The sequence below is a fragment of the Pseudomonas sp. PAMC 25886 genome (genome assembly GCF_000242655.1).
In the GTDB taxonomy this organism is placed as follows: domain Bacteria; phylum Pseudomonadota; class Gammaproteobacteria; order Pseudomonadales; family Pseudomonadaceae; genus Aquipseudomonas.
Genome location: NZ_AHHC01000083.1, coordinates 216,736 through 241,161, shown reverse-complemented (window position 1 = coordinate 241,161; position 24,426 = coordinate 216,736). Strand labels below are relative to the sequence as shown.

Below are 24,426 nucleotides of genomic sequence, written 5' to 3'. Positions count from 1 at the left end.
TTCCTTGGTTGCAGAGGGTCAGTTCCATAGCTGCACCATCTGCCGCTGGGGCGCGCTGGTTTGGGCTTCGGGCATGTTGACTACAAGGCCTTGCGGCAGGATTGGGCCGTGATCGGCTAGGCCGGGGTTGGCATCAAGTACCGCCTCTGTGACGCCTGCGGTGCGGCCGTAGAACCGCCAGCAGAGTGTGTCGACGGTGTCGTTTTGATTGGCGCGGACGGCGACGGGCATCAGATCAGCTCCACGGTGGTACGAGTGCGACCGAGGAAGTCGCGCACAGCCCAGCGCAGGTCGCGTCGGTAGTCGTCGATGTTTGGGGTTAGGGCTTCAGCTTTGTCGCTGCCGGTGTTGGTTGCGCTGTAGTCTCGATAGCGCTCACAGACCTCGGCGCCGGTGCCAGCCTCGATCGCGCGTCGGTAGAGGTGGACCTTTACCGACACATCCTTGATGCGATCACTTGGTACGTCCGCCAGCGTCGCGTGGCCAGCGGCTTGTTGGGCGACTCGCCATTCGCTCAGTTCGTTGTTCAGATTGATCGCGGCTGCGATCACTGCGGTCTCAAGGCGGGCCGGGGTGACGCTGGAGTCGATGCGCAGGCTGGCGCGCAAGCCATCCAGGTCAATCGACGGCCAGAAGGGGTCGGTGTTGATATGGTCGCTGTCGACTGTGCCGCTGGCTACAAATGCGCTCATGACTGCACTCGAAATAGGTCGCCGGTGGTCGGGGCTTCACGTTCAGGAGGAGCGGCCTGGCCGATCCGCCCCGAGCCGGCGGGGTGCGTGGGGACGCTCGGTTAGCTGCTGGTGGCAGCGTGTTTTTTCAGGAGGCGTTCGGCGCCGTCCAAATCCTTCTTGCCGCCGCAGCCGTCGTGCAACTCGATGGCACGTTTAAGCAGGTCAATACCAGCCTGGACCTGTCCGGGTTGGCCTGGTTCTTCGGCGGTTATGCCTTCCAACGTTGCGCGACCTGTTGCCAGGTACAGCTTGGCGCGGGCCTGATCCGGCATGTCTTCGGCGTCGGTCAGCTCGACAGTTCGGTGCAAGATGCTCAGGTCGAAACTGCCGTTGGTTTTTTGCGCTTTAAGTGCGGCGGTGGCGATTTCTTCCGCCACCAGGCACCCCGTAGTGCGTTCGAAACGGTCCGGCATGATCAGCTTGTGCTTGAGCACGTAGTCGGCAATGTCCAGGGCGCCGCTGTAGTCCTCGACGTCGACACGCCAGATCATGACGGTGGTCATGACGTCGTCCTGGGCGCCGTTACCGGCCTCGAGCACTCCCTCGACATACGGGATGTACTCAGGCAGCAGTTGCAGCTTTAACGCGGCCTTGCCCTCGTTGGACTGGATGGCTTTCAAGCGCAAACGGTCCTGCAGCAGCTGATTTAGCTGATGCTCGTAAGCAGTGGCACCGGCCATTGATTGCTGGGGTGCCGTCTTTGCCGCCTCCATGGCCGCGCGGGCGCGGCGCTGGTGGGCTTGGGCGATGCTGAGAACCATGGGGTTAACCCTCGCTGCCGGCTGCTTCGACTGGGGTGATGTTTTCCAGCAGGCAGCCCAGGCCGTATTCCTCGACTACATACGCTTCATTCGACGATTCGAAGTTGCTGACGCGGTTCCACTCTGGCTCTTCCTTGAGGTAGCGGCGGCGCCCGCCGATCTGCCAGTACACCGACAGGTTGGCGAAGGTGGTGATGAGGATTGTGCCTTCAGGGATGTAAGGCACCTCGTACAGCGGCAGGCCACCGACGCGGCGTTGCGAGATGATCAAGTCGCTGGCCAGGGTGTTGGTCGCGTCCTGGTCTTTGTTGACCAGGGCCAGAAACTTGTCGTGTACCAGTTCGCGGCCGGTCAGCACCACCAGGCCAGGATTGCGGCGATACCAAGGGTCGAGCAACTGGATGGCGTCGTAGACCAAGGCGTCGATGTTCTTGAAATCGCCGGTTTTGCCGATGGTGATCTTGCCGGCGACGGCCCCCTCTTTCAGCACGCGGTCGGGTGCGTGAGTGCGATATTGCTGGAGCCAGCCAATGTTGACGTCTTCCAAGAGTGGGTGCGCCGTGCGGTCGGTTTGCTCTGCAGCCGAAACGCCGTAGAAGCCGATCTGGATGCGGTCGAGCGCCTGGCGTTGAGCAATGGCGCTGGACAGGCGGGTCTGGAAGTCCGGGAACTTGGCCCAAGCATCGAGCTGCTTGTAGCTGACGAAGGTATCGAAGTCGGTTTGTTCTGCCTTGTACTTGTCGCTCGACAGCGTGCCAATGCTGCGCGGCTCACGTTTTTTGACGTTGGTGTTGGTGCGGCTGGCAACGGTGCCGCCCACGCCCAAGCCAACCTTTTCGCCTTCCTGTTCATCGACGCCGATGACGTTGACCTTGGTCAGGAACTCGCTCGACTCCTGAATCTTGGTTTCCAGACGCTGCTGAATGGTTGGGTCGACGCTGAACGTGGCTGTGGCCGATTCAACGCCATTGAGCTGTGCGACCTGGCTGAGGTAGCCGGTGAAGAGTTTTCGAGTATCGTTACGCATGGGTGTCTCCGATAGTGGGCTGGGCGGTGAAGGCCGCAGGTCAGAATTCAGCCAGGGCTGTTTTGCCGCCGCCGGTTACCGGTGGGCGCTGGGTTTGGGAGTGGTCTTGGGTGTCACCGAGAACGGTTTTCAGCTCGATCAGGTCTTTGCTGAGCTGCTCGACCTTGGTGTTCAGCTCGCCGGAGAATTTCTTCTCTGCCGCCAACTGCTCGGGCAGATCCTTTACGTGGTCGGCAATCGCTTCGACGGCCTGACCCATCTGGGCGAACTCGGCATCGTCCTTCGTTTGTTTGCCGCCCAAGAGCGCCTGCACTTTGCTGAAAAGCTGGGCGCCGAGGCTGGGCTTGTCTTCGATTTCTTCAAATTGCAGCTCGGTTTCCACTGCCTCGGTGAACATCGACGTCGCGGAGTAATGACGGTCTTTGAATGGGCTGGATTCTGGCTTCTGCGCGGAGAAAGACAGTACGTCGGTGCCCAGGCTGGCCGGGGAGTCGGTCACCGCCAGGCCGACGATGTAGGCCTCGCCAGTGTCCGAGAAGCTGTCGTCGATTTCGATCGAGGTGTAAATCTTTTGCTTGGCCTTGTTCATGGCGATCAGATCGGGCGTCGGCTCCACCTGGGCGAACAGAGCCAACTTCTTCTGGCCGTTGATTTCCACTTCTTCGGCCTTGACCGCAAGCACGTCACCGTAGGCCTTGAAAGGGCTATCGGGCAGCAGGCTGCGGAAGTGCTCCAGCCAGATGCGAGCACCATAGGTGGCAGGATTGAAGTTCTTCGCTGCCTGTTCCAGCCAGCTGCGTTTGATGGTGCGCTTGTCAGAGGTAGCGCCCTCGACGGCGACGCGGAACCAATTGCTGCGAAATTTCTTCATGCCGGGAATCCTCAATGCGTTGGGCGCTAAGTGCGTTGCAATGAGGGGCATGGTCGTGACGCGCGCGAGTTGCGGCAACGGGACGGGATTGTAGAGGGCGGGACTACAAGGGGCGGTGCTACTGACTCGCAGGCGCGGGCGGCAGCATCGCGGCCATGACTACGACTGAACTGCTCCCAATCGATCCCCGACGCCAATCCAAGTTCCTGTATTGGATGGGTTGGCGTATCTGCGAGATTGCCGAGGCTACGGGCGAAAAGGAAAAAACGCTACACAGCTGGAAGGCCCGCGACGAGTGGGACCGGGCGGATAACGTCGAGCGCATCGGCGGGGCGCTGGAAGCGCGTTTGGTGCAGTTGATCCTCAAGGAAGGTAAGAGCAGCGGGGATTTCAAAGAGATCGATCTACTGCACCGGCAGCTGGAGCGACAGGCCCGCATTCAGCGCTTCCAGGGAGGTGGTACCGAAACCGAACTCAACCCCAACCTCGCTAAGCGTAACGAAGGTCCGAAGAAAAAGACCCCGAAAAACGACATCAGCGAAGATCAGATCGAGCTGCTGCGTGAAGCGTTTATCGATGGGTGCTTCGACTACCAGAAAGACTGGAACCGGGCGGGCAATCAGCGCACCCGCGTCATCCTCAAGAGTCGTCAGATTGGTGCCACCTACTACTTTGCCCGCGAGGCGTTCATTGATGCGCTGGAGACCGGGCGTAATCAGATCTTCCTGTCCGCGTCGAAGAACCAGGCCTACCTATTCCGGGGCTATATCCAGGCGTTTGCCCGCGAAGTCATCGGCGTTGAGTTGACCGGTGATCCTATCGTGCTGCCGAACGGCGCAGAGCTGTTCTTCCTCGGTACCAATGCGCGTACCGCTCAGGGCTACCACGGCAATTTCTACTTCGATGAATTCTTCTGGACGTTCAAGTTTGAGGAGCTGAACAAGGTCGCGTCGGGTATGGCGATGCACAAGAAGTGGCGCAAAACCTACTTCTCGACACCGTCGACCATGGCACACGAGGCATACACCTTCTGGACGGGCGAGCGCTTCAACAAGGGCAAGCCGGCGGCGCAACACACAAAGGTCGATGTTTCCCATGGCGCGCTCCAGCAAGGGCGGTTCTGTGAGGACCGTCTGTGGCGCCAGATCGTCACCATCTTCGACGCGGAGCAGGGCGGTTGTGACTTGTTCGACATTGAGGAACTGCGACGGGAGTACAGCCCCGAGGCGTTCGCCAACCTGCTGATGTGCGAGTTTGTCGACGATGGCGCGAGCATCTTCCCGCTGACGGTGTTGCAGCCCTGCATGGTCGACAGTTGGGTTGAGTGGGCTGAAGACTACAAGCCGTTTGCCATGCGACCGTTCGGTGACCGCCAGGTGTGGGTGGGTTATGACCCGGCGGAAACCGGCGACTGCTCGGGCATGGTGGTGGTCGCGCCTCCGCTGGTACCGGGGGGCAAGTTCCGGGTACTCGAGCGGCATCAGTTTCGCGGCATGGACTTCGCGGCGCAGGCTAGCTTCATCAAAGCTGTATGCGATCGCTACTGGGTGACGTACATCGGGATCGATGTCACCGGCCTTGGCAGCGGCGTGGCGCAGCTGGTGCGCCAATTCTTCCCCAACGTCACCACTTTCAGCTATTCGCCCGAGGTGAAAACCCGCCTGGTATTGAAGGCCTACGACGTGATCCACAAGGGCCGGCTGGAGTTCGATGCCGGCTGGACTGACATGGCGCAGTCGCTGATGGCGATACGCAAGACCATCACCGCAGGCGGTCGCCAATTCACTTACACCGCCGGCCGCAACGACAACACCGGCCACGCCGATCTGGCGTGGGCGCTCTTTCACGCATTGCACAACGAACCGCTGGAGGGGCAGACCACTGCCAACACCGGGCGGATGGAGATTTTTTGATGTCGAACCGCCGCAGAAACACCAAACAGTCGGCCCTGGCGCCCGCCGTGGGTACTCAGGAGTTTATCCCTCGCAGTCACAGCAAGATGGAGGCATTCAGCTTCGGCGATCCGTCACCAGTGCTGAGTGGCCGGGAGGTGTTCGATTATCTGGAGTGCTGGTTTAACGGGCGGTGGTATGAGCCGCCCTTATCCCTTGATGGTCTGGCACGGTCGGTGGGTTCCAGCGTGCATCTGCATTCCGGTTTGATGTTCAAACGCAACTTGTTGAGCAAGACCTTTATCCCGCACCGGTTGCTGTCGCGCGCGGCATTCGAACAGTTCGCCCTGGATTTCCTTTGCCTGGGCAACGGCTATCTGGAAAGGCGGCGCTCGATGCTCGGCCCGGTGCGTGAGCTGGTGCCGCCCTTGGCGAAGTACATGCGCTCGGGTAAAGACGGTCGGCAGTTCATGGTCCAGGGCTGGAAGGAGGAGCACGAGTTTGAGCCTGGCACCGTATTCCATCTGCGTGAAGCGGATCTGCATCAGGAAGTTTATGGCCTGCCCGAGTGGATCAGCGCACTGCAGTCGGCGCTGCTGAACGAGTCGGCCACGCTGTTTCGTCGCAAGTATTACGAAAACGGCAGTCATGCTGGCTTCATCCTCTACATGACCGACGCCGCTCAGAACGAAGCAGACGTCGACTCCCTGCGCAAAGCGCTTAAGGACTCTAAAGGCCCTGGCAACTTCCGAAACCTGTTTGTGTATTCGCCGAACGGCAAAAAGGACGGGTTGCAGATCATCCCGGTCAGCGAGGTCACGGCCAAGGATGAATTCAACTCGATCAAAAACCAGACCCGAGACGACGTGCTTGCCAGCTTGCGCATTCCGCCGCAGTTGATGGGCATCGTTCCGCAGAACGCGGGTGGGTTTGGGTCGATCAGGGAAGCGGCGCAGATCTATGCAGCCAATGAACTGGAGCCGATTCAGGCGCGTATGGCGCAGGTGAATGACTGGCTCGGGGATGAGGTCGTGCGCTTCAAGTCCTATGAAATTCCTACAGGTTTATAGGACGATGGTCTGATGTTTGAGTTTGTTCTGATATGGCCTAGAAGGACTTAAAGTTTGAGATGTTTTTTTCAATGTCAACAACAGATAGTATTTTAACTATGTCGGTGATGCCAGTCGCCTCAAAAGTTCGCCTTACTGTCGCGGTGTCGCTTATATGGTCTGCTTGAAATCTGTTGGGGATGAAAGGCCAGCCATGAGTCATGCATCCATTGTTTTCCAGTAGTGCTACTTCTGTTTGTCCATTGTATTCATAGGTTATCGCAAATTTTACATTGTTGTTGTAAGTTATTCCCTTGTAGCTTTTAATTGTTGAGGTTATATATGTTAGTTCTGAAAACTTTTTAGTTGCTAGATTTTCTGGATAAGTCATTGGCAGGCATTTAAAGATTTTATCGGTGGATGTTATGAATATCTCTACATGTTTTCCACTACCAAACGGATTGGTGATGGTGTCAGATTTTACATTGTATTCAGAGACCGGTGGCGGGTTTATGTTTACTGTTTCGAGTCCTTTTAATATAAGGGGGTGTTCAAATTTCTGGATGGTTAACCATTGTTCTTTGTTGATCCTGGCATGTAGTGCCCATATGACAAGAGGCTTGTCTTTTAAGTTTGCTATTACTATGTCTGATAGTCGTGGTGCTGTTACTCTATTCATGCTAATTGAAAATGTTGCAGAAGCTTTGTGACTAATTTTTTTCCAAAAAAAATATATTGAGAAAGGCAGTAGTACTAAGCCTGGAGCTATTTTTAGGAAGTCTCCAAGTAGTGAAGTAATCGTACTAAGTGTTGTCATTTTTTTCTCGATTGTATTGATGGTGCTAATTATTTTTAACACTCATTTATTAGTCGTCTTTGAGTCCGACGCCATGTGGTACTAGAGATTGGTAACGAGTAGAACTACCCATAGGCTGTGGTCTTGGATGAATCAATTGCTTAGGCGCTTTTGCTTCTTGAATCCACAGTTGTACCCCGTGAGTTTCAGCTAACAATCGCACAAAGCCTCGTAGCATGTTTTCAGAAAATTGGTACCAGCCATTTCTATTTTCATTCATTTTTCGAAGGACTGCCCCATGGCTCTCTTTTGTGAGCGTACTTAGGCGTTGTGAGAATTTTTTGCGATCTATGGGCGGTATTTTTTCAGACTGCTCAACTTTACTCAGGTCTCGGAGTATTCGCTCGTAAGAGGAGTACATTGAATCGATATTTCTATGAAGATTATCTGATTCAGCTGCTGCCCAGATAATGTGGTGAAAATCTTGGCTGTGCCTCAGTGTTGCTTTGTCGTATGGTTTTCTAATGTGCTCTTGAACATCTTTTACAGCGTTTTCTAAAGCTGTTAGATAGTGTTTTGAAGTAGCTTTTTTGCTTGAGTCTTCATCGTCGTAAATTGCCCACAGTAAGTGTTCAGTAATCAGGTGGACATAATAGGGGAATCCATCGCTTATACCTGCTACTCGGTATTTTATTTCTTCATCAAAGTCAATATTAAAAGCTTCAAGGGCCTCTACGAGAATGTCCCATCTTGAATTCCAAGAGATTGGGTTAAGTTGTATTGGTTTTAATTGCCTGATGCTTGATAAGTGACCACCTAGTAGGTCGTCAAGAGAGGTCGCTATTCCACTAAAAATTATTGGAACATATGTGCCGGAGTCTCCCATTTTTTTCAAAAATTCTGCGAATTTAAAACGCTCTTCTTGATTGCTTATGGCGTCAAATTCATCAATAACTATTATGGGTTTGTCGGAGTGTATCTCACGAACGTCTGAGATTACATCGAGCGCTTGATCCATGTTTAAAACTTTTGGGGTCTCAGGTTTTTTTGATGTCTTGTAAGTTATTTCTAGGTTTATTATTTTAAGGTTGAGGCCACCTTTGGTTTGTATCTCGGTAGCATCTAAGGAATCTATTAGGTGTCTGGCGATACTTTCCATTATCTCTAGAAAAGTGCTGGTTTTAGTGCAGCCAATTTGGATGATGGAGGCGTCTGCAGATTGATATTGATAGGCCGCCGTTTGTGCAAGAGAGGATTTTCCAATCCCACGGTCACCGTAGATGAAAATATGCCGTCCTTTTGCAAAGAGTGCTCTTCGAATCTCGTCTAATTCGTCCTGACGACCTTTGAGTAGCTCTAATGTGTCAATCGGTTCAGATGGGCGAACATGCTTGTGAATTTCCTCACCAAACTCCTCCTCTGAGTAACCTTCGATCAATTTTTCGTTCCTTCTATGAACGTATCAAGGTTGGCAAATCCATCACTTATTGCTCATTGAACGGGTAGATGGGGCTCATTCCAGTTTTCATTTAGCGCACATTGAGCCCTTGGGATCACCGTTTCGAGAGAGTCGTGGCTATCTCGTGCGCGTACGGACCCAAGTCTAACTGAATGCCTCGACTCAGAAAAATGCTGAATAGCCAAATACGTTGGCGAGAACGGTATTTGAGTCAGTAGACAGCCAGGTCTGAGACTCCTTTCTGAAAGCATTTCTTCGTTACTTTAATGCTCTTTTTTGGTGCGTTTTTTTGGAGCGAGCCACTCTGTTACTGGCGCGCGCCGTCGTCCCCCCACCTCGCCTGCGGGCTAAATGGGTCGTTTTTTCTGCGCCCCTGCGGACTACTCCGGGCAGCTCAGGCTGGGCGGTAGCTTGGCGTTGTGGGGAGGTCGAAAGCCTGCGGAACCCTGCACCGAGGCGGTATTTCTTCTGAAGGTCTGGAGGCGCTGCTGTGATGTTAGAGGGGGGGGATTTCAAAAAGAGTAATTTCAGTAATCACCTTCGGGAAAGGGGCTGGAGGCCGCGTATTCCGTGGGCTTTGAGATTACAAAAAGGAGTAACAGAGAAGTAATTGAAAAGGTAATTATTTGCCAATATATTGATTTTAAAGGGCTTTTTTGAAGTGGAGAATTACATTTATAAAGAGTAATCAGATTACTTCAATATTACTTAAAAATTACCTTTTGATCGAAATTATAAATCCTTTATTTTCAATGGCTTGAGCGTAAAAATCGGACAAGATTACCTATATTACTCTTTTTTTTAGCCCGGAAGATTTTGGCAATCATGGTCTTCACATGCAGGCGTGCACGTGTAAACGGCGGTTATCGATCATGCGATGTCTCTGGTCTGCGCCGACACAAAAAAGCCCCCGCACCAGGCTCGAGTGCGGGGGCTTTTTTACATAAGTGGCGTTATTGGTAGCGCGATGACCTACCCTTCGTGTCAGTCCAAAATGCCACGACCCGGCTCGGCTGGCTTGCCAAGCACATAGGCCACATGCGAAACGCCAACGTTATTCGCATTGGGCACTACGGCCAACAACTTCCAGCCCTCGGCCAGCTTCTTGTTGGCACTGGCTGCACCGGCCACCTGAACAACTTCTACCGCGTCACTCATCTGCATACGTCCTACTCCCTGTGGTGGTGGCCTATTGTAAGCGCAGTCGCAGATAAGGTGGGGATTCCTTTCAGATCGGATGTTGTAGAAACTGATTTGACTCAGCGCGTACTTGGGCTTAGACGTCGCAAAAAACCTATAGGGAAAAATTTATGCCCTTACTACATCGATACGAATCCCTACTGCTTAAAAAAAACGTATGCCTATCAGAGTCCTACGCGCATCGTATGAGCCAGTGCCTAGCATTACGGCTTCAATACTGTGCATCGCTCAGAACGATCAATAAATTTTCGGTATTAGATGAGATCGCACTGCTTGAAAAACTATCGACAAGTCGGCCTACGGGTACAAAAGCAGCTGAAAAATTCAGAGGTCCCATTTTAGGACGGTTCTGGCACAAGCATTACTTTGACGCAAAGCATCTGCCCCAGAACATCTTGAACAAATGGTTCGGCGATTACGCAGTGAAGCAGGGACTGCTGAAGATGAAGCTACATGAAGTATTGATGTCGGACGAGGATGATACGGATATGGAAAAGTACTGGGAGGCTAAGGCCAACCGTGTGGCACATGCACTCGTCTATGGCGGGGTTGAAGCGAGAAGAAATAGAGGGGCGTTGACAGGCGAATGGATAATTTATTATGAGCACGCCGGACTGAATTATTATTTAGATTTAGCTAACCACAAGGAATTAGAAAATCAGCAAAAACTTTTTGATCGCCTAATGGATGAATGCGCGTGGGAGTACCCCTTCGCGTTCAGCTCGTCAGATTAGTGGAAAGTTTAGGTTGTTTTATTGGTGTTAAGACAATGCGACGCCGAAGCGTTCTTTCTTAAGAGGAAGTGGAGGTTTTGTTCCTGTTAGGTTTTGAATTAATGTTTCTGTTAGTTTGATGTCTTCATCTATGTCCTTTATTTCTTTTTCGTAATCGTCGAGTGAGATTTTATTTGCTTTAAGAAAATCGGAAAGTTGTTTTTGTTGGTCGTGAAGAGAGGCCAATTCTTTTGTGGTGATTTTTAATGCGTGCAGAGTGGTTTTTCTGAACTCTACCTGTGTGTTTTCGTTGAGTTGCAGTAGTTCTTCGGTATATTTGCCAAACTTTGAGTGGGTGAGCATTGTGCCATTGGCTGCATCAAATTTTAGGTGCTTGCTCATTATGTAGTCACAGGGGTTAACAATGTAAGGCCCTTTCTTTTCGTCTGTGGGCCAATCATTGTTTTTTCGTGAATTACAGCTGCCGCAGCAGTAGTACAGATTTTGATAGTCACAAACCAGTCCGGCAAATTTTAAGATGCCTTTAGGTTTATAGTGATCAACGCCAAAGTTCAGGTTTGGGGCGCTACTGTCTGGTTGACGGCAATAAACGCACGTTCTTGAGAATTCGTGCTGCAAATAGCGTTTATAGGTTTGATATCGTTTGAATAGTCTAGGCGTCAAGGATCTTGAATGCTTTGACTTTGGGTATTGAAATACTGTGATTGTCAAACTGATAGTCCTAGGCGTTGGGCGCGATTCAATCTCGATTGCTCAACTGACTTTATTGAATCTATAGAACTTTCCAAGTGGCTAATTTGCTCCGCCGTAACTCTTGGGGATTTTTCGATAAGCCTAGAGTTAAGAATTTCTAGTCGTGCAATCATTTCTGCTGACACAGAGTCGTTCGCGTATTTTATTGCAAGGAGTCTTATGCGTGATTCCGCAATCTTACTGACTTCTATATCCTTGGCGCTGACTTGATGTTCGTTGCCCAAAGCGCGGAAGGGAGCGCAATCAACAGCCTTCGGTACCAATAACGTTGAGTCAAGTTGACTGGTGGTTTTGGCGAGTTTTTGGAACGATTCAATGTTTCGATTAGCAGAGTTCGTGCCAGGATATGCTGTGGCTAAAAACTGAGTTGCGCCAAAGATCGAGTTGCTCGCTGGAGGATTAGACCTCAATGGTGCTTGCGACGTATAAAACATCGAAGGAGAAGGAACGGGGGCGACGTCTACGTAATATTCCATATTTAAACCCCTTTTCTAGATCTTAAGTCCGTTGATAGGAACTCTCTAGCTTTCTCAGTAATCGACCAGTCGAAAATGTCAAATGCCTGGCGGTGCATCACATCTACTGCGTCCAAGGCATCTGACACTAAGACTTCGGTACGATAAGTGTCAGTGTCAATTAAATAACTAGGTCTTACTGGCTGTTCCGGATTTCCATGGTTAAGTTGAATTCCATGTTGGAGTAGGCAACCCCCATCGTCAGCCAATAGCTGCATTCTTCCCCCAAAGTCATTAATGCCAATGAAATGTCTGGAGGTAATAGATGCCGTCAATAGTGGGTTGACCCAGGCTGTTATGTCTTCATCTGAGGTTTTCAGTATGTTGATATATCGAAGCCCAATTCTAGTGAAAAAGTCCGAGTCAATTATTTTTTCTGCAGCATCTATGACTTGAAGGATTCTTTCTCGTAGATTGCTAAATCCAGAATAAGTAGTTGTTTCAATCGCTATGCTATTTTCTTTTAAAGAAATGTTCCAGTTCGACTTAGCAGATCTAAATACGTGAACATTGCTGGAGCCTGCGCTATTTGATCCGACGCCGAGAGTAAATTCATTATTCATCTCCAGGATTGGATAGTCTTTACGAAGCGCTTTCACAAATGAGGAAGGTGGGCGTTGTTCGCCCAGCTCAATTAGCGTCGGAAATCGTAATTCGCAAACAGCCTGCTTCAAAAAGTTATGCTTGAAGCGATTCTGGTTGTCAGACCGCGTAAGTACTAATTCGTCAGCTTTCCAACTTGCGCTCATGAGGTACTCGTCGCTAGGTACAAAAAAGGTGGCTATGATTGCACGGAATCTAAGTGCTGTCAGTATCCTAGGCGAAATCAGCCACACCTGCCCTAAAAAATCAAGCTATTCGTTCAAGTTGGCAAAGATTTTCCTTAATTTACGGTCGTTTGGCTTTCATCGTCCGAATGACTCACGGGAAAAGTCTTTGTGGCTCATCGCCATTCACGGGAGTTATTCGCGTCTTCTCAATCGAGCTAGTCCCTGTTTCACAAAGCCTGAGTTTTCACCAATGGCATGAAGCGCACCTCGCGCGTTCTCCCCGGCCTCCGAGCCGTTTTGCTGCTCTACCCATAGCGTCAGCTCCATGACCGCTGCCTCTAGGGCCAGTTGGTTGAGGTACATCCTTTCAAGCACGTCTACCAAAGAATATTCGTGTGCCATTGTCGGCTCCTGCATCAGACTGGTTTGAGCATAGCAGCGGCATTGAGCGGCTTAGATTTGATATTTTGATAACCCTCGCTCGTTACCAGGCGGTCGTTCACTCATAAGGCAGCGTGGGTGCTCGGGAATGTTCTACTTGGTACGAAAGTGGTACGGCCGATTAAGGGCAGCGCTGTAGTGCCCGTATTGTGAGGCCTGTAGGTTTAGGCGTTCCAATCCATCATCGGAGCAACAGAGAAGCGACGGGAGAGGGCTTGCGGTGGAGCTATGACTGAGGGCATTGGGATCTGGGATGGAGAATACGAAGGGTGACAGTTTATCAGGAATGGTTCAGAGACGGGCTGGGTGTTGATCTGCGACGCGAGAGCCTGTGCTAAGTGAAGTTGTCATCTTTGGGGCGTTGGGGTTATATGTGGTCTGACCCTGATGTATTTGTCCTAAAAGGGTGTGCCGATTTTTAGTGCATATTTCATTGCGTTGGTCAGCAATGAGTCGTCAAGTTGTTCGGTGTGCTCACTCAGAGTCGCAGCGCAAACTTTAGAGAAGGAGGAGTACTTGTCGTCAGCATTCTTTAATGATTGTAATGAAATATGATTGCCATCAAACTCAGCGATGAAGAATCTATTGATCTTTGAGCCGTTTGCCAAAAGCATATCAAAAAGAATTTTTCCCTTAATCTTGCTTTTGCACAGTTGCTTCTCGATATTTTTTATTTCGTCAAAAGGACTCTGTGGGCTTGTCGCGAAAATGACCGCCCTCAAGTCAGGAGATGGAGTGTTAGTCAAGGTGCATAGGTAGTTTTTCATGGCTGCTCGCAAAGTAGGGCTCGTGAAGATGCTTCCACCAGTTCGAACACATGCGTAACGACGCTCCTAGCCTCATTCGCATCTAAGCGCCGTGTTGTCTGAGTGTCAACGCTATCCATATGGAAAAGCCGATGTCGTTGGTCTGACCAGTAAAGATAGCATTGGTTCAGAACTTTTGCTTTCACAACTCCGGCATGGTTAGCTTGATCACGTCGCATTTTCCCTTCATCAAAATACTCTCCAAAGCCCAATTTCGGCTGCACTTGATAACCCGCAGCTCTGAGGACATCCTTTAGAAAACCTTCCAAGCCTCGTAATGCCGGAAAAGTTATATAGGAGTGGTCTTCGATATCTAATTCGACTTTAGTAAGAGTCAGCGCTGCCGAGAGCTGGATTCTGACAGCTTCACTAATATATGAGCATGCCGCAGGAATTCTCTCTGCGAGTTCGTCCTTTACTTCTGAAACCGTTAGGGCAACCGAAAAAATCTCTATTTGACTCCGTAGGACGTCATCTAAAGATAAGATATTGCTTAAAAAGTCAGATAGCTTAGTTGAAAGATCTAGGCGCTTTCCTTGAAACTGAACTGTGTCGTTTCTATGTATTTTTATTGTGAGCGTGTCTCTCTGTGGCCCTCTCATGCGAAGTCGGCGGCCAGTTGCATCAGCTACATCTTCTTCAATTAAAGCACCTTCGTGCAGGAGATAATCAATTATCTCTTGAGCGCGATTAGCAAGATTTGATTTCGAATAATTAAACGGTGTGTCGTCACCCGCGCACTCACTGACTATTTTTTCCGCAAAAAATTTGAAGGTTTCTTTGCAGTAGCCAGTGCATTGGCCAATAGTGAATGTTCCATTTCCCAAAATAAATAAACTGAATTTGTGGGGGATTTCTTTGTGTAAGTATTCATAGATGTGGGGGCTGTTTTTCGATGTGTCTATGCCGACAACTGATGCACCGTTACGCGCCAAGCAATCTGGTATCTGCTGTGATTGCAACGCAATTTTCTGAAACGGGTTTTTAGCCATCGAAGCCATCCATGAACAAGGTCCACCGACCGTTTATCGTCAACGGATCGGCAAAAAGGAGTGACTATACATGATGTGGCTTTTTGATTGCATTAGGGAGGTAGTCCTTCCATCTGATTTCGAGATTGTAAAACGGCTTGCGCCGTCGTCCGCCCACCTCGCCTGCGGGCTAAATGGATTTTTTTCCGTAGTGCTGCACCTGGACGAGCGCGGCAAAGGCCGGGTGTTGGTTATCGAAAAAGGGTAACTCCCGTAGATGGGTCAGCCGAGCGCTTTGCCACTTACTCATGCAGATGATGAAGAGACACTCTCCCGCAGGTCTTTTTTACCCACATGCCAACGCTTGTAAGAAGTGACGGGGATTGGCGACAGGTGCGTGTGCTGACGAAGCGAGAGGAAAGTCGCTTGTCCCGGCTGGGTAAAAGGAGATGGGTGGCACGAAAGTGGTACGTACGTCTCTTGATGGCGCTGGAGGCCTGGTGTTTCGAGGCCTGTAGAATTAGCCGTGCCAATCCATCATGGGGGCCACGGAGAAGCGGCGGGGTAGGTCTCGCGGTGATCTGTGTCTGAGGGTATTGGATCTGGCATGGAGAATGCCAAGGGTGATCGGTTTATCAGCAATGGGTTAGGAGGGGCGGGGTGTTGATCGTTAGAGTTCTATCTTGAAGGTACTTATAGTGCTTTGCCGGTAGGTCAGTTGTCGGTATTGCGTTGACTGGCACAGTGCTATTGCATATGTTCCTTGACAATTGATCAGGGAGCGATAGCAGTGGCAGACTCAAGGGTTGTCGGGTTTTTCAGATCGTTTGCGATGTGGCTGCTGTTTGCGGTTTTCTTAATTGTTGCCCTAGGCGCTATGTTCACCAGCTTCCTGTCTGGTTTGATCATGCTTCTCGCAGCCAGCATGTTCGTACCAAAGATCAACAGACTGATCAAAGACAAAACCAATATCACCATCACACCAGGTGGCCGTACTGTCGTTGCCTTGGTTTGCTTTGGTCTTTTTTTCTACACGAGCAACAAGGCTTTGGATGCTGATCGCGCCGAGCGATCTGCTCAGCAAGCGATAGTCAGCCAGCAGAAGGCGGAGCAGGCCTTGAAGGAAAAGCGCGATTACGTTTCCGCTAACAAAGATGCAATCCTAGCGGAGATGAATGCCTTGACCGACAAGCAGGATTACGCCGGGGCCACCGCCTTGGGCGCTAAGTACGGTAATGCTGGCAGCTTTGAGATTGACCAAGCGCTATCGAAGGTCGCGGGGCAAAAGGCTGAGGTTGAAAAGCAGCAAACGAAATCGACTCTCCTCGCGTCCATTGCGAGCATCAAGCAGGGCGATTACAAAAGTCTTGCAGACACCTACGCCCAACTAGCCGCTATCGACCATACCTACCAGGCCAATGCTGATAAATTCTCGAGGCTCGCTACTCAGCAGACCAGAGAAGCGGAAGCCCGAGAACAAGCTGCAGCAGAAAAGGCTCTTCGGCGAAGCATGGGGTTAACCTGGAACTACTCTGATGGTGAGGACAATATGTCCGGAAAACCAGTGCGGCGGGCGTACGTTTCGTCGTTGAATACCGTGGATTTCAAGTTTCCGTACAGCGGCGTGCAAAGAGCCACACTCACTATCCGTAAGCATCCACGGTGGGGCACGTCGGTGTATGTAGCTATCGAGAAAGGTCAGTTTGTTTGTGGATACGATGACTGCGATGTACGCGTCAGATTTTCTAAGGGCAATGCTCTGCGCATGTCAGCCAGCGAGCCTGATGACCACAGCTCCAATTTACTTTTCATCAGCAGTGCGTCGTCGTTCGTTGCCCAAGCTCGGAAGTCCGAAAAAATCTACATCGAGGCCGATTTTTACCAAGAGGGCAGCAGGGTCTTCGAATTCGATAGCTCAGGCCTTGAGTGGAAATGATTAGGGTCAAATAACCCCGTCCAATTAATTTCTTCTTTGGTGAGAAACTGCTCGGGCAGAGGATCAACCAATCGGTGCACTTGGACGGTGCAGTATGCAAGCTGCCCTTTGCTCGGTAGCAGCGACATTTATGTCACGGCGGATCACTCGCTCGATTTTGCTGCAGTTCTTCGCAATCAGCGGAACAAACGGATCTGTACGACGTCTTTCATGGTGATGATGCGGGGGCAGACCATGGAACTCTCCAGTATTCCTTGAGAAATTTCCCACACTTTTCTCAGCTTGCCCCTCAGACCTCGCATCGCTAACCTCCTCAAACCGCTGGAAAACCAGCGGCCGGATGTGGAAGTCCGTACCAGCTAAGACGCAATCGCCTATAAACACCTACCGGCTTTTTTTTACGCCTGTATCATGTGTTATGGCGGCTGTGCGCGGGGCACTTCGGTGCGCCGGGTCCTTAGCCCTGGTCTTCCACACCTGCGTACAGCTGCCACCCTCATGTGGAAGTGAGATTGGCAGTTCCTGAATAGTTAAGGAGCTTCGCCATGTACAAAATCACACCGAACCCGCCTCACGCCTCAAATACCGCACCCACTGATGCCAAGCTTCAAGCAGCGGCTCAGCGCGCTATCCATCACTACTTGCCGTCATCCGATGACGACGTACCCGCCGGGCAACCAAGCAGCAATCTATTCCTCGTCAGCCCCGACATAGACACCGAAACCCTTCTAGCCAACGCCGCCGAAAACCTGGAATCCGCCAACCAAATGGCTGCAACCTTGGCTTTCGACCTGGAAGAACCTCACCGCGCCATCGTCCTGGGCATCCAGCAGCTAATCGACCTGAGTGCTCTACTCGTTGACCGAGCCCTGGAGCAAGTCGCGCCTGCGGCCAGCGCCGTCACAGCCTGACGCCTAACCCAAGGCGGCAACCTGAACCCATCCTGTCATCCCGCAAAGTTTCATAATTCCCTGCGCTTTTGAGGTTTACGATCCTCTTCAAGAGAGGACCTCCGTGCCTCCATCCCACAGGGAACTGAAAAATGATCTCCAACCTCGTCAAAGTCGTGATGGTTGCCGGCGCGTTGCTGTTGAGCGCTTGTTCGACGGGTTCGTCGGACGTGAGCAGCGACCCTTGTTTCACCGGGGGATGCCAGGCCTTTGGGGACCATAGCCCCAGCAAGGCCGCTAAGATGAATTTTGGAGGCAGTGCGCTTGGGAGCAGTTACGGGGAATATGGTTCGGGGTTGATGCATGATGACTGACTGAGCGGGTGGGGCAGTCATTTACTCATTGACTGACCCACCGCTTTCGCGAGCAAGCCCGCTCCCACATTGGATCGTGGGTGGGCTTTGGAGGTGTGCCGTTAGCGGCCGCCCTTCATACGCCGTGCGATCAGGTAAATACCCAACCCAACCAGCGCCGTAGCCGCGCCAATATAGCCCGTGCTGGTCCACCCATACCCCGCTGTAATCGCCATCCCACCCAACCACGGGCCTAGCGCATTCGCCAGGTTGAACGCCGCGTGGTTGGACGCCGCCGCCAGGCTCGGTGCCTCATGCGCAATGTCCATCAAGCGGATTTGCAGCGGCGCGGCCATGGCGATCATCGTGCCGACCAGGCCGATGCCCAGCAGTACGCCCCAAAGCGAACTCGCGGCGAAGGTGAAGAAAATCAGCACGGCCATCGACCACACCATAATCCAGCCCACGGCGCGAAATTGCAGGCGATCAAACAGCTTGCCGCCGGCGATGTTGCCGATGATGCCGCCTACGCCAAACGCGGCCAGACCGAATGGAATCCACTGCGGCGAGACTTTGGTCACTTCGAGCATGGTCGGCGCCAGGTAGCTGAACACGCAGAACATCCCGGCAAAACCAATAGCGCCAATGGACAGCGCCATCCACACCTGGGGTTTGGTGAAGGCGCGCAGTTCTTTGCGCGGGTCGCTGCGGGGTTCGTCGTGGCGATCCGGTACGAATTGCCAGACCAGCGCGATGGTGCACACGGCGATGGCGCTGACCAGCGCGAACGCCGAGCGCCAGCCCAGGTGTTGGCCGAGGAAGGTGGCGATGGGGTTGCCGAGCAGCATGGCCAGGGTCAGGCCCATCATCACGCGGGCTACGGCGCCGGCGCGTTTGTCGTTGGGCACCATGCTGGAGGCGACCACGGCGGCAATACCGAAGTAGGCGCCATGGGGCAGCCCGCTGATGAAGCGGAAGGCCACCAGCGAACCGAAAGTCGGGGTGAAGGCGGTGGCGAGGTTGCCCAGGGCATACAGGCCCATCAGCAACAGCAGCATGTGTTTGCGCAGCAGTTTGGCGCCGAGGATGGCCAGCAGCGGGGCGCCGACCATCACGCCCAACGCGTAGGCGCTGATGGCGTGGCCGACCTGGGGTTCACTCAAGTTCAAATTGTGGGCGATGTCGGGCATCAGGCCCATGATGGCGAATTCGCCGGTGCCGATCGCGAAGGCGCCCACGGCCATGGCAGCTTCCATTTTGGCGGCGCTGCGCGCGGGCAGCACGTGCCCGGGTGTTTGCTGGATAGTCATGGGTAACTCTGTTTGGATGAAGTGCACGAAGGACAATCGCCGATGCTACGCAAGCAGCGGCGAAGGTGTCTAGAACAGCCTTTTGCCGCAGAGTTCAGTTTCATCAAACGGCCTGTGACGCCACGTCGCGCCTGTCAGGCTTGACACTGTCGCGTTAAAACCCGCGATTTAGAGCTGTCAATTGGCCAAACAGCGCATATCGGCGGTTTGCCGTGATATTCTGCGCGCCGTCTTGGTCTAGTCTTTCTCCGGTGCGTACACCCGTATACGTCCCGGCGGTTGGCTGTCGCCCAGGTAGCTGAAGCCAATAATGATAAGAAGTCAGCGCAGAAGGGACATAAAAGTGAGGTCGATACGTCGGCCTTGTGTGCCCACCCTGCGGTCCCCGAATGAATGTGCAAACCCCGCGGTGCGTTGCCTGGCGCAGCGTGATTGAGGGTTGCCCATGATCAGGGGCAGTGGGGCGGATGGCGTTCTATCATAGGTGCTACTGATGTTTAAAAAAGTAAACACTGCCCTGCTGGGGCTGGCTTTGTCGATGGGGATCACCTCCGTTCACGCGGAAGAGGCAAAGAAAGTCGATGTGCTGCTGATCGGCGGCGGCATCATGAGTGCGACCCTGGGTGTGTGGCTCAACGAGCTCCAACCGGACTGGTCGATGGAGATGGTCGAGCGCCTGGATGGCGTGGCCGAAGAAAGCTCCAACGGCTGGAACAACGCCGGTACCGGTCACTCGGCCCTGGCTGAGCTGAACTACACCCCGGAAGACAAGAACGGCAACGTTGAAATCCCGAAAGCGGTCGAGATCAACGAAGCGTTCCAGATCTCCCGTCAGTTCTGGTCCTGGCAGGTTCAGCAGGGCGTCCTGAAGAACCCGCGTTCGTTCATCAACTCCACACCGCACATGAGCTTTGTGTGGGGCGATGACAACATCAAGTTCCTGAAGAAGCGTTATGAAGCGCTGCAGGCGAGCCCGCTGTTCGCCGGCATGCAATACTCCGAAGACCCGGTGCAGATCAAGAAATGGGTCCCGCTGATGATGGAAGGGCGTGACCCGAACCAGAAAATCGCGGCCACCTGGACCCCGATCGGTACCGACGTGAACTTCGGCGAGATCACCCGCCAGTTCGTCGCTCACCTGCAAACTACGCCGAAGTTCGACCTGAAACTGTCGAGCGAAGTGCAGGACATCACCAAGAACGCCGATGGCACCTGGCGTGTCAGCTACAAAAACCTGAAAGACGGCACCAAGACTGAAACCGACGCCAAGTTCGTGTTCATCGGCGCCGGCGGCGGTGCACTGCACCTGCTGCAGAAGTCGGGCATTCCTGAAGCCAAGGAATACGCCGGTTTCCCTGTGGGCGGTTCGTTCCTCGTGACCGATAACCCAACGATTGCCGAGCAGCACCTGGCCAAGGCCTACGGTAAAGCTTCGGTTGGCGCACCGCCGATGTCGGTTCCGCACCTGGACACCCGCGTGCTGGATGGCAAGCGCGTGATTCTGTTTGGCCCATTCGCCACCTTCTCGACCAAGTTCCTGAAAGAAGGCTCGTACCTGGACCTGCTGACCAGCACCACCACCCACAACATCTGGCCAATGACCAAAGTCGGTATCCGCGAATACCCACTGGTCGAGTACCTCGCCGGCCAACTGATGCTGTCGGATGACGACCGCTTCAAGGCACTGCAAGAGTACTTCCCGAACGCCAAGAAAGAAGACTGGCGCCTGTGGCAAGCCGGTCAGCGCGTGCAGATCATCAAGCGTGACGAAGAGCAGGGCGGCGTCCTGAAACTCGGTACCGAAGTGGTCAGCTCCGCCGACAACACCATTGCAGGCCTGTTGGGTGCATCGCCAGGCGCGTCCACCGCGGCTCCGATCATGCTGACCGTGCTGCAGAAAGTGTTCAAGGAACAGGTTGCGTCCCCGGCCTGGCAGGAAAAGCTGCACCAAATCGTGCCGAGCTACGGCACCAAGCTGAACGACAGCCCTGAAGCTGTGGCTAAAGAATGGGCCTACACCGCCAACATTCTGCAGCTGACGCCTCCACCAGCGATTCCGCAGCTGACTGCGCCTAAAGCCACCGAGGCTGCCAAGCCTGCGGCTGAGCCAGGCAAGCCCGCTTCTGACCTCGCACTGTAAGACGTGGGTGAGGTCCTGACTCAGGACCCCGCCGATGTGAAAAGCCCGCTGAACCGGTAACGGTCAGCGGGCTTTTTGTTGGCTGCGGATCAAGCGTCTTCAGTCCGGTTCACGTCCAGGTAGGGCTGGATATCCACGGCATCAATCAACTCGTCGGGCAAGTAACGCCTGGCGTACTCAAGGTAGATGCCCGAGCGCAGGAACAGGTCGAAAATCTCCGGGTCGATGTGCTGGTCTTTTTTCATGCCCACCATGATCTTGATCGCCTCGGATAGCGTCTTGCCCTTTTTGTAGGGCCGGTCGGCGGCGGTCAATGCCTCGAAGATGTCCGCGATCCCCATCATGCGTGCCGGCCAGCTCATTTGCTCGCGGGTGAGGCGTTTCGGGTAGCCGTTGCCGTCCATTTTTTCGTGGTGACCGCCGGCTATTTCCGGGACGTCCTGGAGGTGGCGCGGGAACGGCAGTTTTTCCAGCATGCTGATGGTCTGGATGATGTGTTCGTTGATCTTGTAGCGCTCTTCTTCGGTCAGGGTGCCGCGGCCGATACACAGGTTGTAAAGCTCCCCACGGTTGTAGAGGTGTTCCGGGACCTTGACCTTGAAGCCGTAGGGATTGTCGTCACCCAGGGTGTCGCGGCTGCTGCGCGGGAACAAGTGGTCGGGACGGTCTGCCAGCAAGGGCTCCATCACCGGAAGCGCTGCCTCGGCCGAGCGTTGTTTGCGGGCAGTTTCGTCGTTGGAAATGCCGATACGATCCGACAGTGTTCGCCGCCATGTGCAGGTGGCCAGTTTCTGCATGCGTTCGACGCGGTCCGGTGCCATGAACTCTCCGCCGATATTGGATTGGGCAACAAAGGCAAAATCGTCATCCAGTTGCGCGAGTTTTTCAGTCAGTTCGGTGTGCAGTGTTTCGGCTGCGCTGCCGGCAGCGATGCCCTTCCAGTAATCGAGTTCGGCGTCGCGCTTGAGCACCTCGAAGCGCATCCGCACTTCATGGATGCGGTCGTACAGCGTTTCAAGTTTGGTGGCTTTATCCACCACGTATTCGGGCGTGGTGACTTTGCCGCAGTCGTGCAGCCACGCCGCGATATGCAACGCCTCCCATTGCTCTTCATTGAGTGCGAAATCCTTGAGTGGCCCGTCTTTTTCATTGCAGGCCGCGTGCGCAAGCATCTTGGTCAGCTCGGGTACGCGCTGGCAGTGGCCGCCGGTGTAGGGACTCTTGGCATCGATCGCGCCGGCAATCAGTTGGATAAACGACTCGAGTAAAGTCTTCTGCTCGTCGATCAGGTGTTGGGTGTTAAGGGCAATGGCGGCGGTGCTCGACAGTGCTTCGACGAAGGCCATGAGCGAGGGCGTCAGTCGGCGTTCGTTCTCGTCTACCAGCAACACGAGGGCGCCCAGTAACAGGCCACTCCGGTCCTTCAGCGGTAAAGCCCAAAGCGTCAGTGACGTCTGGATATCCCCCAGAAAACCAAAGTGAGTCTGCAGTTGTTCGCGGCTTAACCGCTCAGGCTTCGCCTGTGGCGTATTGAGCGCCCGTACCAGTGGGTGGCTCGGGTTATCGTCCAGTTCAACCGGCTTATCCCCGGCTGTTTCCTGTAACTCATTGCCCCAACGCACTCGCGCCACTTTCAAGTGGCTGGCATTGGCATCAGCCAGATAGATCAGGCCGCCTTTAGCCCCGGTGGTCCCTTGCATTTCCATCAACAAACGCGCCAGCAGGTTCTGGAAGTTAGTCTCGCTGGACAGCACTCTCGAGAGCTCCAGAAAGTGCTGAATGGTGGATTTCATACTGTCCATGGCGTGCGCCAGGTCGATGACTTCGGCGATGTTCGATTTAACCGGGGCGGAGGCCTCGAAGTTGAATTGTTCTATCTGTGTGGCTTGCCGGGTCAACGCCGCCAACGGCCGGGATGCCGCCCGGGACATTGCCAGGGCCACAAGGATGCTCACGGCCAGAAACGCCAGGGAGATGAACAAGCCGTGATTGCGGGTGGCAATGGCACTGGCCATCAGCTCCCGATACGGCGTGGTCATCCATAACGAAAGGTTTTGCGTACCCGCCAGCGGCAGTTCAACACGCATGCCTTGCCATTCGCCATCGGCAGTACTGAGGCTCAATTGGTCGCTGCGCTGTGCGGTGGCCGCGGCCACAAATTGTCGAGTCACTGGCAGGCTCAACTCATCAAGATGCGCCAGGCGATTTTCACCCTTCCCGGTGGCGATCAGCCGCGAGCCTTTTTCAGAACTGATCACCTCGTTTTTTGTATTGAGTACGGTCAGGTGTGAACCCGGGGTTATTTTGGTCGACAGCAAAAGTTGGTCGATCGAGTGCAGGCTGATATCGATGCCAGCCACCCCGGCACCATTTTGCGTAGGCTGAGCAAAACTGACGCCCACCTCCTCGGTTCCAAAAAACGGGTAGGGCGGTGTGACAAATAAGGCTCCTGCGGATTTCGCGCCTGTGTACCAACTGCGTGTACGGGGATCGAACTGAGTGGTGGGGTCGGGCCGGCGCTCCATGACGGACAGGTCGGCATTCAGATAAAGGTACTCGCCGACGGGTCTGCCACCCTGTGCCTGGATGTTCTGCAGGGTCCAGGCGGTACCCGGTGGCGGCGCAAGCGTGGGGTCCTGTGTCGGGTTTTCATTCCCGCGGAACAACATGAAAAAGTCGCCATTGCCATACCCCATGTAAACACCCCGGACCGCCGGCTGCGCCTTCAGCATCGTCACCAGAAACGGGAGGCTGTCGAGGCGTGCATCCAGTGTGGTGGCGCTCATCAGCCGTTGCTGTGACAGCAGGCCAACGGTGAGTTCGGCGGGCCCATACAGGCTTTGCAGCTCTTTGAGGGTGAGTTGCCCGGCGATCTCAAAGCGCGAGCGCGCTTCATCGGCCATGAACCGCTTGGTCTGGAGGAATTGATAGCTGAGGTTGATCAGTGCAAAGAGCAGCAGCAACCCGACGAACAGGTAGGAAATATGCACGTAAAGGGGAACGCGACGAGATGGCATT

At 53.5% G+C, this 24,426-nt stretch carries 24 protein-coding genes; 8 read left to right on the top strand and 16 right to left on the bottom strand.

The genetic code is table 11. The annotated features are described in order from the left end of the window. Positions 1-18 precede the first annotated feature (18 nt). The 5 genes from MUM_RS0127675 to MUM_RS0127655 form a co-directional block, all read right to left on the bottom strand. Complete coding sequence (locus MUM_RS0127675) at positions 19-231, bottom strand: tail protein X (protein ID WP_010176289.1); 213 nt, start codon at positions 229-231, stop codon at positions 19-21. Then, positions 231-692 (bottom strand): head completion/stabilization protein, encoded by a 462-nt coding sequence (locus tag MUM_RS0127670; protein WP_010176288.1) that lies wholly within the window; start codon positions 690-692, stop codon positions 231-233. Before MUM_RS0127670 ends, MUM_RS0127675 begins: the two co-directional genes overlap by 1 nt. Before the next feature lie 101 nt (positions 693-793). Continuing rightward, positions 794-1,495: a phage terminase small subunit gene (locus tag MUM_RS0127665; RefSeq protein WP_010176287.1), complete on the bottom strand. Its 702-nt coding sequence runs from the start codon at positions 1,493-1,495 to the stop codon at positions 794-796. A 4-nt stretch (positions 1,496-1,499) separates the two neighbouring features. Next, positions 1,500-2,522 carry a phage major capsid protein, P2 family gene (locus MUM_RS0127660; RefSeq protein WP_010176286.1) on the bottom strand — a complete coding sequence of 341 codons (1,023 nt, stop codon included), beginning with the start codon at positions 2,520-2,522 and terminating at the stop codon, positions 1,500-1,502. Positions 2,523-2,562: 40 nt separating this feature from the next. Continuing rightward, a complete protein-coding gene (locus tag MUM_RS0127655) occupies positions 2,563-3,393 on the bottom strand; it encodes a GPO family capsid scaffolding protein (RefSeq protein ID WP_010176284.1) in 831 nt (276 codons plus the stop codon). A gap of 155 nt (positions 3,394-3,548) precedes the next feature. On the opposite strand from MUM_RS0127655, the gene MUM_RS0127650 reads away from it, so the two are divergent. Together MUM_RS0127650 and MUM_RS0127645 are read left to right on the top strand one after the other, a co-directional pair. Further along, entirely contained in the window at positions 3,549-5,306 is a 1,758-nt protein-coding gene (locus MUM_RS0127650; RefSeq protein WP_029616129.1) for a terminase ATPase subunit family protein, read from the top strand. Further along, positions 5,306-6,355, top strand: coding sequence for a phage portal protein (locus MUM_RS0127645; RefSeq protein WP_010176282.1), 1,050 nt, complete (start codon positions 5,306-5,308; stop codon positions 6,353-6,355). The genes MUM_RS0127650 and MUM_RS0127645 overlap by 1 nt, the downstream gene beginning before the upstream one ends. A gap of 37 nt (positions 6,356-6,392) precedes the next feature. Here MUM_RS0127645 and MUM_RS1000000134385 read toward each other — a convergent pair whose 3' ends face one another. The 3 genes from MUM_RS1000000134385 to MUM_RS0127635 form a co-directional block, all read right to left on the bottom strand. Further along, entirely contained in the window at positions 6,393-7,151 is a 759-nt protein-coding gene (locus MUM_RS1000000134385; protein WP_141629563.1) for a hypothetical protein, read from the bottom strand. 49 nt (positions 7,152-7,200) lie between these two features. Beyond that, a complete protein-coding gene (locus MUM_RS0127640; protein ID WP_010176281.1) occupies positions 7,201-8,568 on the bottom strand; it encodes an AAA family ATPase in 1,368 nt (455 codons plus the stop codon). A 1,005-nt stretch (positions 8,569-9,573) separates the two neighbouring features. After that, positions 9,574-9,753, bottom strand: a complete 180-nt coding sequence (locus MUM_RS0127635) for a hypothetical protein (protein WP_010176280.1) — start codon at positions 9,751-9,753, stop codon at positions 9,574-9,576. A 221-nt stretch (positions 9,754-9,974) separates the two neighbouring features. Here MUM_RS0127635 and MUM_RS0127630 point away from each other — a divergent pair, with 221 nt between their 5' ends. After that, positions 9,975-10,523, top strand: a complete 549-nt coding sequence (locus tag MUM_RS0127630; RefSeq protein WP_141629562.1) for a hypothetical protein — start codon at positions 9,975-9,977, stop codon at positions 10,521-10,523. 27 nt (positions 10,524-10,550) lie between these two features. On the opposite strand, the gene MUM_RS0127625 is transcribed toward MUM_RS0127630, so the two are convergent. The 6 genes from MUM_RS0127625 to MUM_RS0127610 form a co-directional block, all read right to left on the bottom strand. Further along, the gene (locus MUM_RS0127625) at positions 10,551-10,904 is read right to left on the bottom strand and encodes a hypothetical protein (RefSeq protein ID WP_010176278.1); all 354 of its coding nucleotides are present in this window, start codon (positions 10,902-10,904) and stop codon (positions 10,551-10,553) included. A gap of 326 nt (positions 10,905-11,230) precedes the next feature. Next, positions 11,231-11,752: a hypothetical protein gene (locus MUM_RS1000000134380; RefSeq protein WP_141629561.1), complete on the bottom strand. Its 522-nt coding sequence runs from the start codon at positions 11,750-11,752 to the stop codon at positions 11,231-11,233. Positions 11,753-11,754: 2 nt separating this feature from the next. Beyond that, positions 11,755-12,540 (bottom strand): TIGR04255 family protein, encoded by a 786-nt coding sequence (locus MUM_RS1000000133635; protein ID WP_081480142.1) that lies wholly within the window; start codon positions 12,538-12,540, stop codon positions 11,755-11,757. A gap of 213 nt (positions 12,541-12,753) precedes the next feature. Then, entirely contained in the window at positions 12,754-12,963 is a 210-nt protein-coding gene (locus tag MUM_RS0127620) for a hypothetical protein (RefSeq protein ID WP_010176277.1), read from the bottom strand. A gap of 437 nt (positions 12,964-13,400) precedes the next feature. Continuing rightward, complete coding sequence (locus tag MUM_RS0127615) at positions 13,401-13,769, bottom strand: type II toxin-antitoxin system RnlB family antitoxin (protein WP_010176276.1); 369 nt, start codon at positions 13,767-13,769, stop codon at positions 13,401-13,403. Further along, on the bottom strand, positions 13,766-14,800 hold the full coding sequence (locus MUM_RS0127610) for an RNase LS family HEPN domain-containing protein (RefSeq protein ID WP_029616128.1): 1,035 nt from the start codon (positions 14,798-14,800) through the stop codon (positions 13,766-13,768). The genes MUM_RS0127615 and MUM_RS0127610 overlap by 4 nt, the downstream gene beginning before the upstream one ends. A 70-nt stretch (positions 14,801-14,870) precedes the next feature. Here MUM_RS0127610 and MUM_RS1000000134515 point away from each other — a divergent pair, with 70 nt between their 5' ends. The 4 genes from MUM_RS1000000134515 to MUM_RS1000000134835 all read left to right on the top strand — a co-directional run bounded on the left by MUM_RS1000000134515 (position 14,871) and on the right by MUM_RS1000000134835 (position 17,979). Then, positions 14,871-15,047 carry a hypothetical protein gene (locus MUM_RS1000000134515; RefSeq protein ID WP_158000318.1) on the top strand — a complete coding sequence of 59 codons (177 nt, stop codon included), beginning with the start codon at positions 14,871-14,873 and terminating at the stop codon, positions 15,045-15,047. Between the two features lie 564 nt (positions 15,048-15,611). After that, positions 15,612-16,715 carry a hypothetical protein gene (locus MUM_RS1000000132865; protein ID WP_141629560.1) on the top strand — a complete coding sequence of 368 codons (1,104 nt, stop codon included), beginning with the start codon at positions 15,612-15,614 and terminating at the stop codon, positions 16,713-16,715. A 545-nt stretch (positions 16,716-17,260) separates the two neighbouring features. Next, on the top strand, positions 17,261-17,626 hold the full coding sequence (locus MUM_RS0127590) for a DUF6124 family protein (RefSeq protein ID WP_010176274.1): 366 nt from the start codon (positions 17,261-17,263) through the stop codon (positions 17,624-17,626). Between the two features lie 131 nt (positions 17,627-17,757). Next, positions 17,758-17,979: a hypothetical protein gene (locus tag MUM_RS1000000134835; RefSeq protein ID WP_010176273.1), complete on the top strand. Its 222-nt coding sequence runs from the start codon at positions 17,758-17,760 to the stop codon at positions 17,977-17,979. A gap of 101 nt (positions 17,980-18,080) precedes the next feature. On the opposite strand, the gene MUM_RS0127580 is transcribed toward MUM_RS1000000134835, so the two are convergent. Next, positions 18,081-19,268, bottom strand: coding sequence for an MFS transporter (locus tag MUM_RS0127580; protein ID WP_010176272.1), 1,188 nt, complete (start codon positions 19,266-19,268; stop codon positions 18,081-18,083). A gap of 493 nt (positions 19,269-19,761) precedes the next feature. On the opposite strand from MUM_RS0127580, the gene mqo reads away from it, so the two are divergent. Next, positions 19,762-21,408, top strand: coding sequence for a malate dehydrogenase (quinone) (gene mqo / locus MUM_RS0127575; protein ID WP_010176271.1), 1,647 nt, complete (start codon positions 19,762-19,764; stop codon positions 21,406-21,408). 89 nt (positions 21,409-21,497) lie between these two features. Here mqo and MUM_RS0127570 read toward each other — a convergent pair whose 3' ends face one another. Next, the gene (locus MUM_RS0127570; RefSeq protein WP_010176269.1) at positions 21,498-24,425 is read right to left on the bottom strand and encodes an HD domain-containing phosphohydrolase; all 2,928 of its coding nucleotides are present in this window, start codon (positions 24,423-24,425) and stop codon (positions 21,498-21,500) included. Position 24,426: the final 1 nt, after the last annotated feature.

Bases quoted from the DNA above. Each gene is read 5' to 3' on its own strand.
- MUM_RS0127675 (WP_010176289.1), bottom strand. From the start codon at position 231: ATGCCCGTCGCCGTCCGCGCCAATCAAAACGACACCGTCGACACACTC.
- MUM_RS0127670 (WP_010176288.1), bottom strand. From the start codon at position 692: ATGAGCGCATTTGTAGCCAGCGGCACAGTCGACAGCGACCATATCAAC.
- MUM_RS0127665 (WP_010176287.1), bottom strand. From the start codon at position 1,495: ATGGTTCTCAGCATCGCCCAAGCCCACCAGCGCCGCGCCCGCGCGGCC.
- MUM_RS0127660 (WP_010176286.1), bottom strand. From the start codon at position 2,522: ATGCGTAACGATACTCGAAAACTCTTCACCGGCTACCTCAGCCAGGTC.
- MUM_RS0127655 (WP_010176284.1), bottom strand. From the start codon at position 3,393: ATGAAGAAATTTCGCAGCAATTGGTTCCGCGTCGCCGTCGAGGGCGCT.
- MUM_RS0127650 (WP_029616129.1), top strand. From the start codon at position 3,549: ATGACTACGACTGAACTGCTCCCAATCGATCCCCGACGCCAATCCAAG.
- MUM_RS0127645 (WP_010176282.1), top strand. From the start codon at position 5,306: ATGTCGAACCGCCGCAGAAACACCAAACAGTCGGCCCTGGCGCCCGCC.
- MUM_RS1000000134385 (WP_141629563.1), bottom strand. From the start codon at position 7,151: ATGACAACACTTAGTACGATTACTTCACTACTTGGAGACTTCCTAAAA.
- MUM_RS0127635 (WP_010176280.1), bottom strand. From the start codon at position 9,753: ATGCAGATGAGTGACGCGGTAGAAGTTGTTCAGGTGGCCGGTGCAGCC.
- MUM_RS0127630 (WP_141629562.1), top strand. From the start codon at position 9,975: ATGAGCCAGTGCCTAGCATTACGGCTTCAATACTGTGCATCGCTCAGA.
- MUM_RS0127625 (WP_010176278.1), bottom strand. From the start codon at position 10,904: ATGAGCAAGCACCTAAAATTTGATGCAGCCAATGGCACAATGCTCACC.
- MUM_RS1000000134380 (WP_141629561.1), bottom strand. From the start codon at position 11,752: ATGGAATATTACGTAGACGTCGCCCCCGTTCCTTCTCCTTCGATGTTT.
- MUM_RS1000000133635 (WP_081480142.1), bottom strand. From the start codon at position 12,540: ATGAGCGCAAGTTGGAAAGCTGACGAATTAGTACTTACGCGGTCTGAC.
- MUM_RS0127620 (WP_010176277.1), bottom strand. From the start codon at position 12,963: ATGGCACACGAATATTCTTTGGTAGACGTGCTTGAAAGGATGTACCTC.
- MUM_RS0127615 (WP_010176276.1), bottom strand. From the start codon at position 13,769: ATGAAAAACTACCTATGCACCTTGACTAACACTCCATCTCCTGACTTG.
- MUM_RS0127610 (WP_029616128.1), bottom strand. From the start codon at position 14,800: ATGGCTAAAAACCCGTTTCAGAAAATTGCGTTGCAATCACAGCAGATA.
- MUM_RS1000000134515 (WP_158000318.1), top strand. From the start codon at position 14,871: ATGATGTGGCTTTTTGATTGCATTAGGGAGGTAGTCCTTCCATCTGAT.
- MUM_RS1000000132865 (WP_141629560.1), top strand. From the start codon at position 15,612: ATGTGGCTGCTGTTTGCGGTTTTCTTAATTGTTGCCCTAGGCGCTATG.
- MUM_RS0127590 (WP_010176274.1), top strand. From the start codon at position 17,261: ATGTACAAAATCACACCGAACCCGCCTCACGCCTCAAATACCGCACCC.
- MUM_RS1000000134835 (WP_010176273.1), top strand. From the start codon at position 17,758: ATGATCTCCAACCTCGTCAAAGTCGTGATGGTTGCCGGCGCGTTGCTG.
- MUM_RS0127580 (WP_010176272.1), bottom strand. From the start codon at position 19,268: ATGACTATCCAGCAAACACCCGGGCACGTGCTGCCCGCGCGCAGCGCC.
- mqo (WP_010176271.1), top strand. From the start codon at position 19,762: ATGTTTAAAAAAGTAAACACTGCCCTGCTGGGGCTGGCTTTGTCGATG.
- MUM_RS0127570 (WP_010176269.1), bottom strand. From the start codon at position 24,425: ATGCCATCTCGTCGCGTTCCCCTTTACGTGCATATTTCCTACCTGTTC.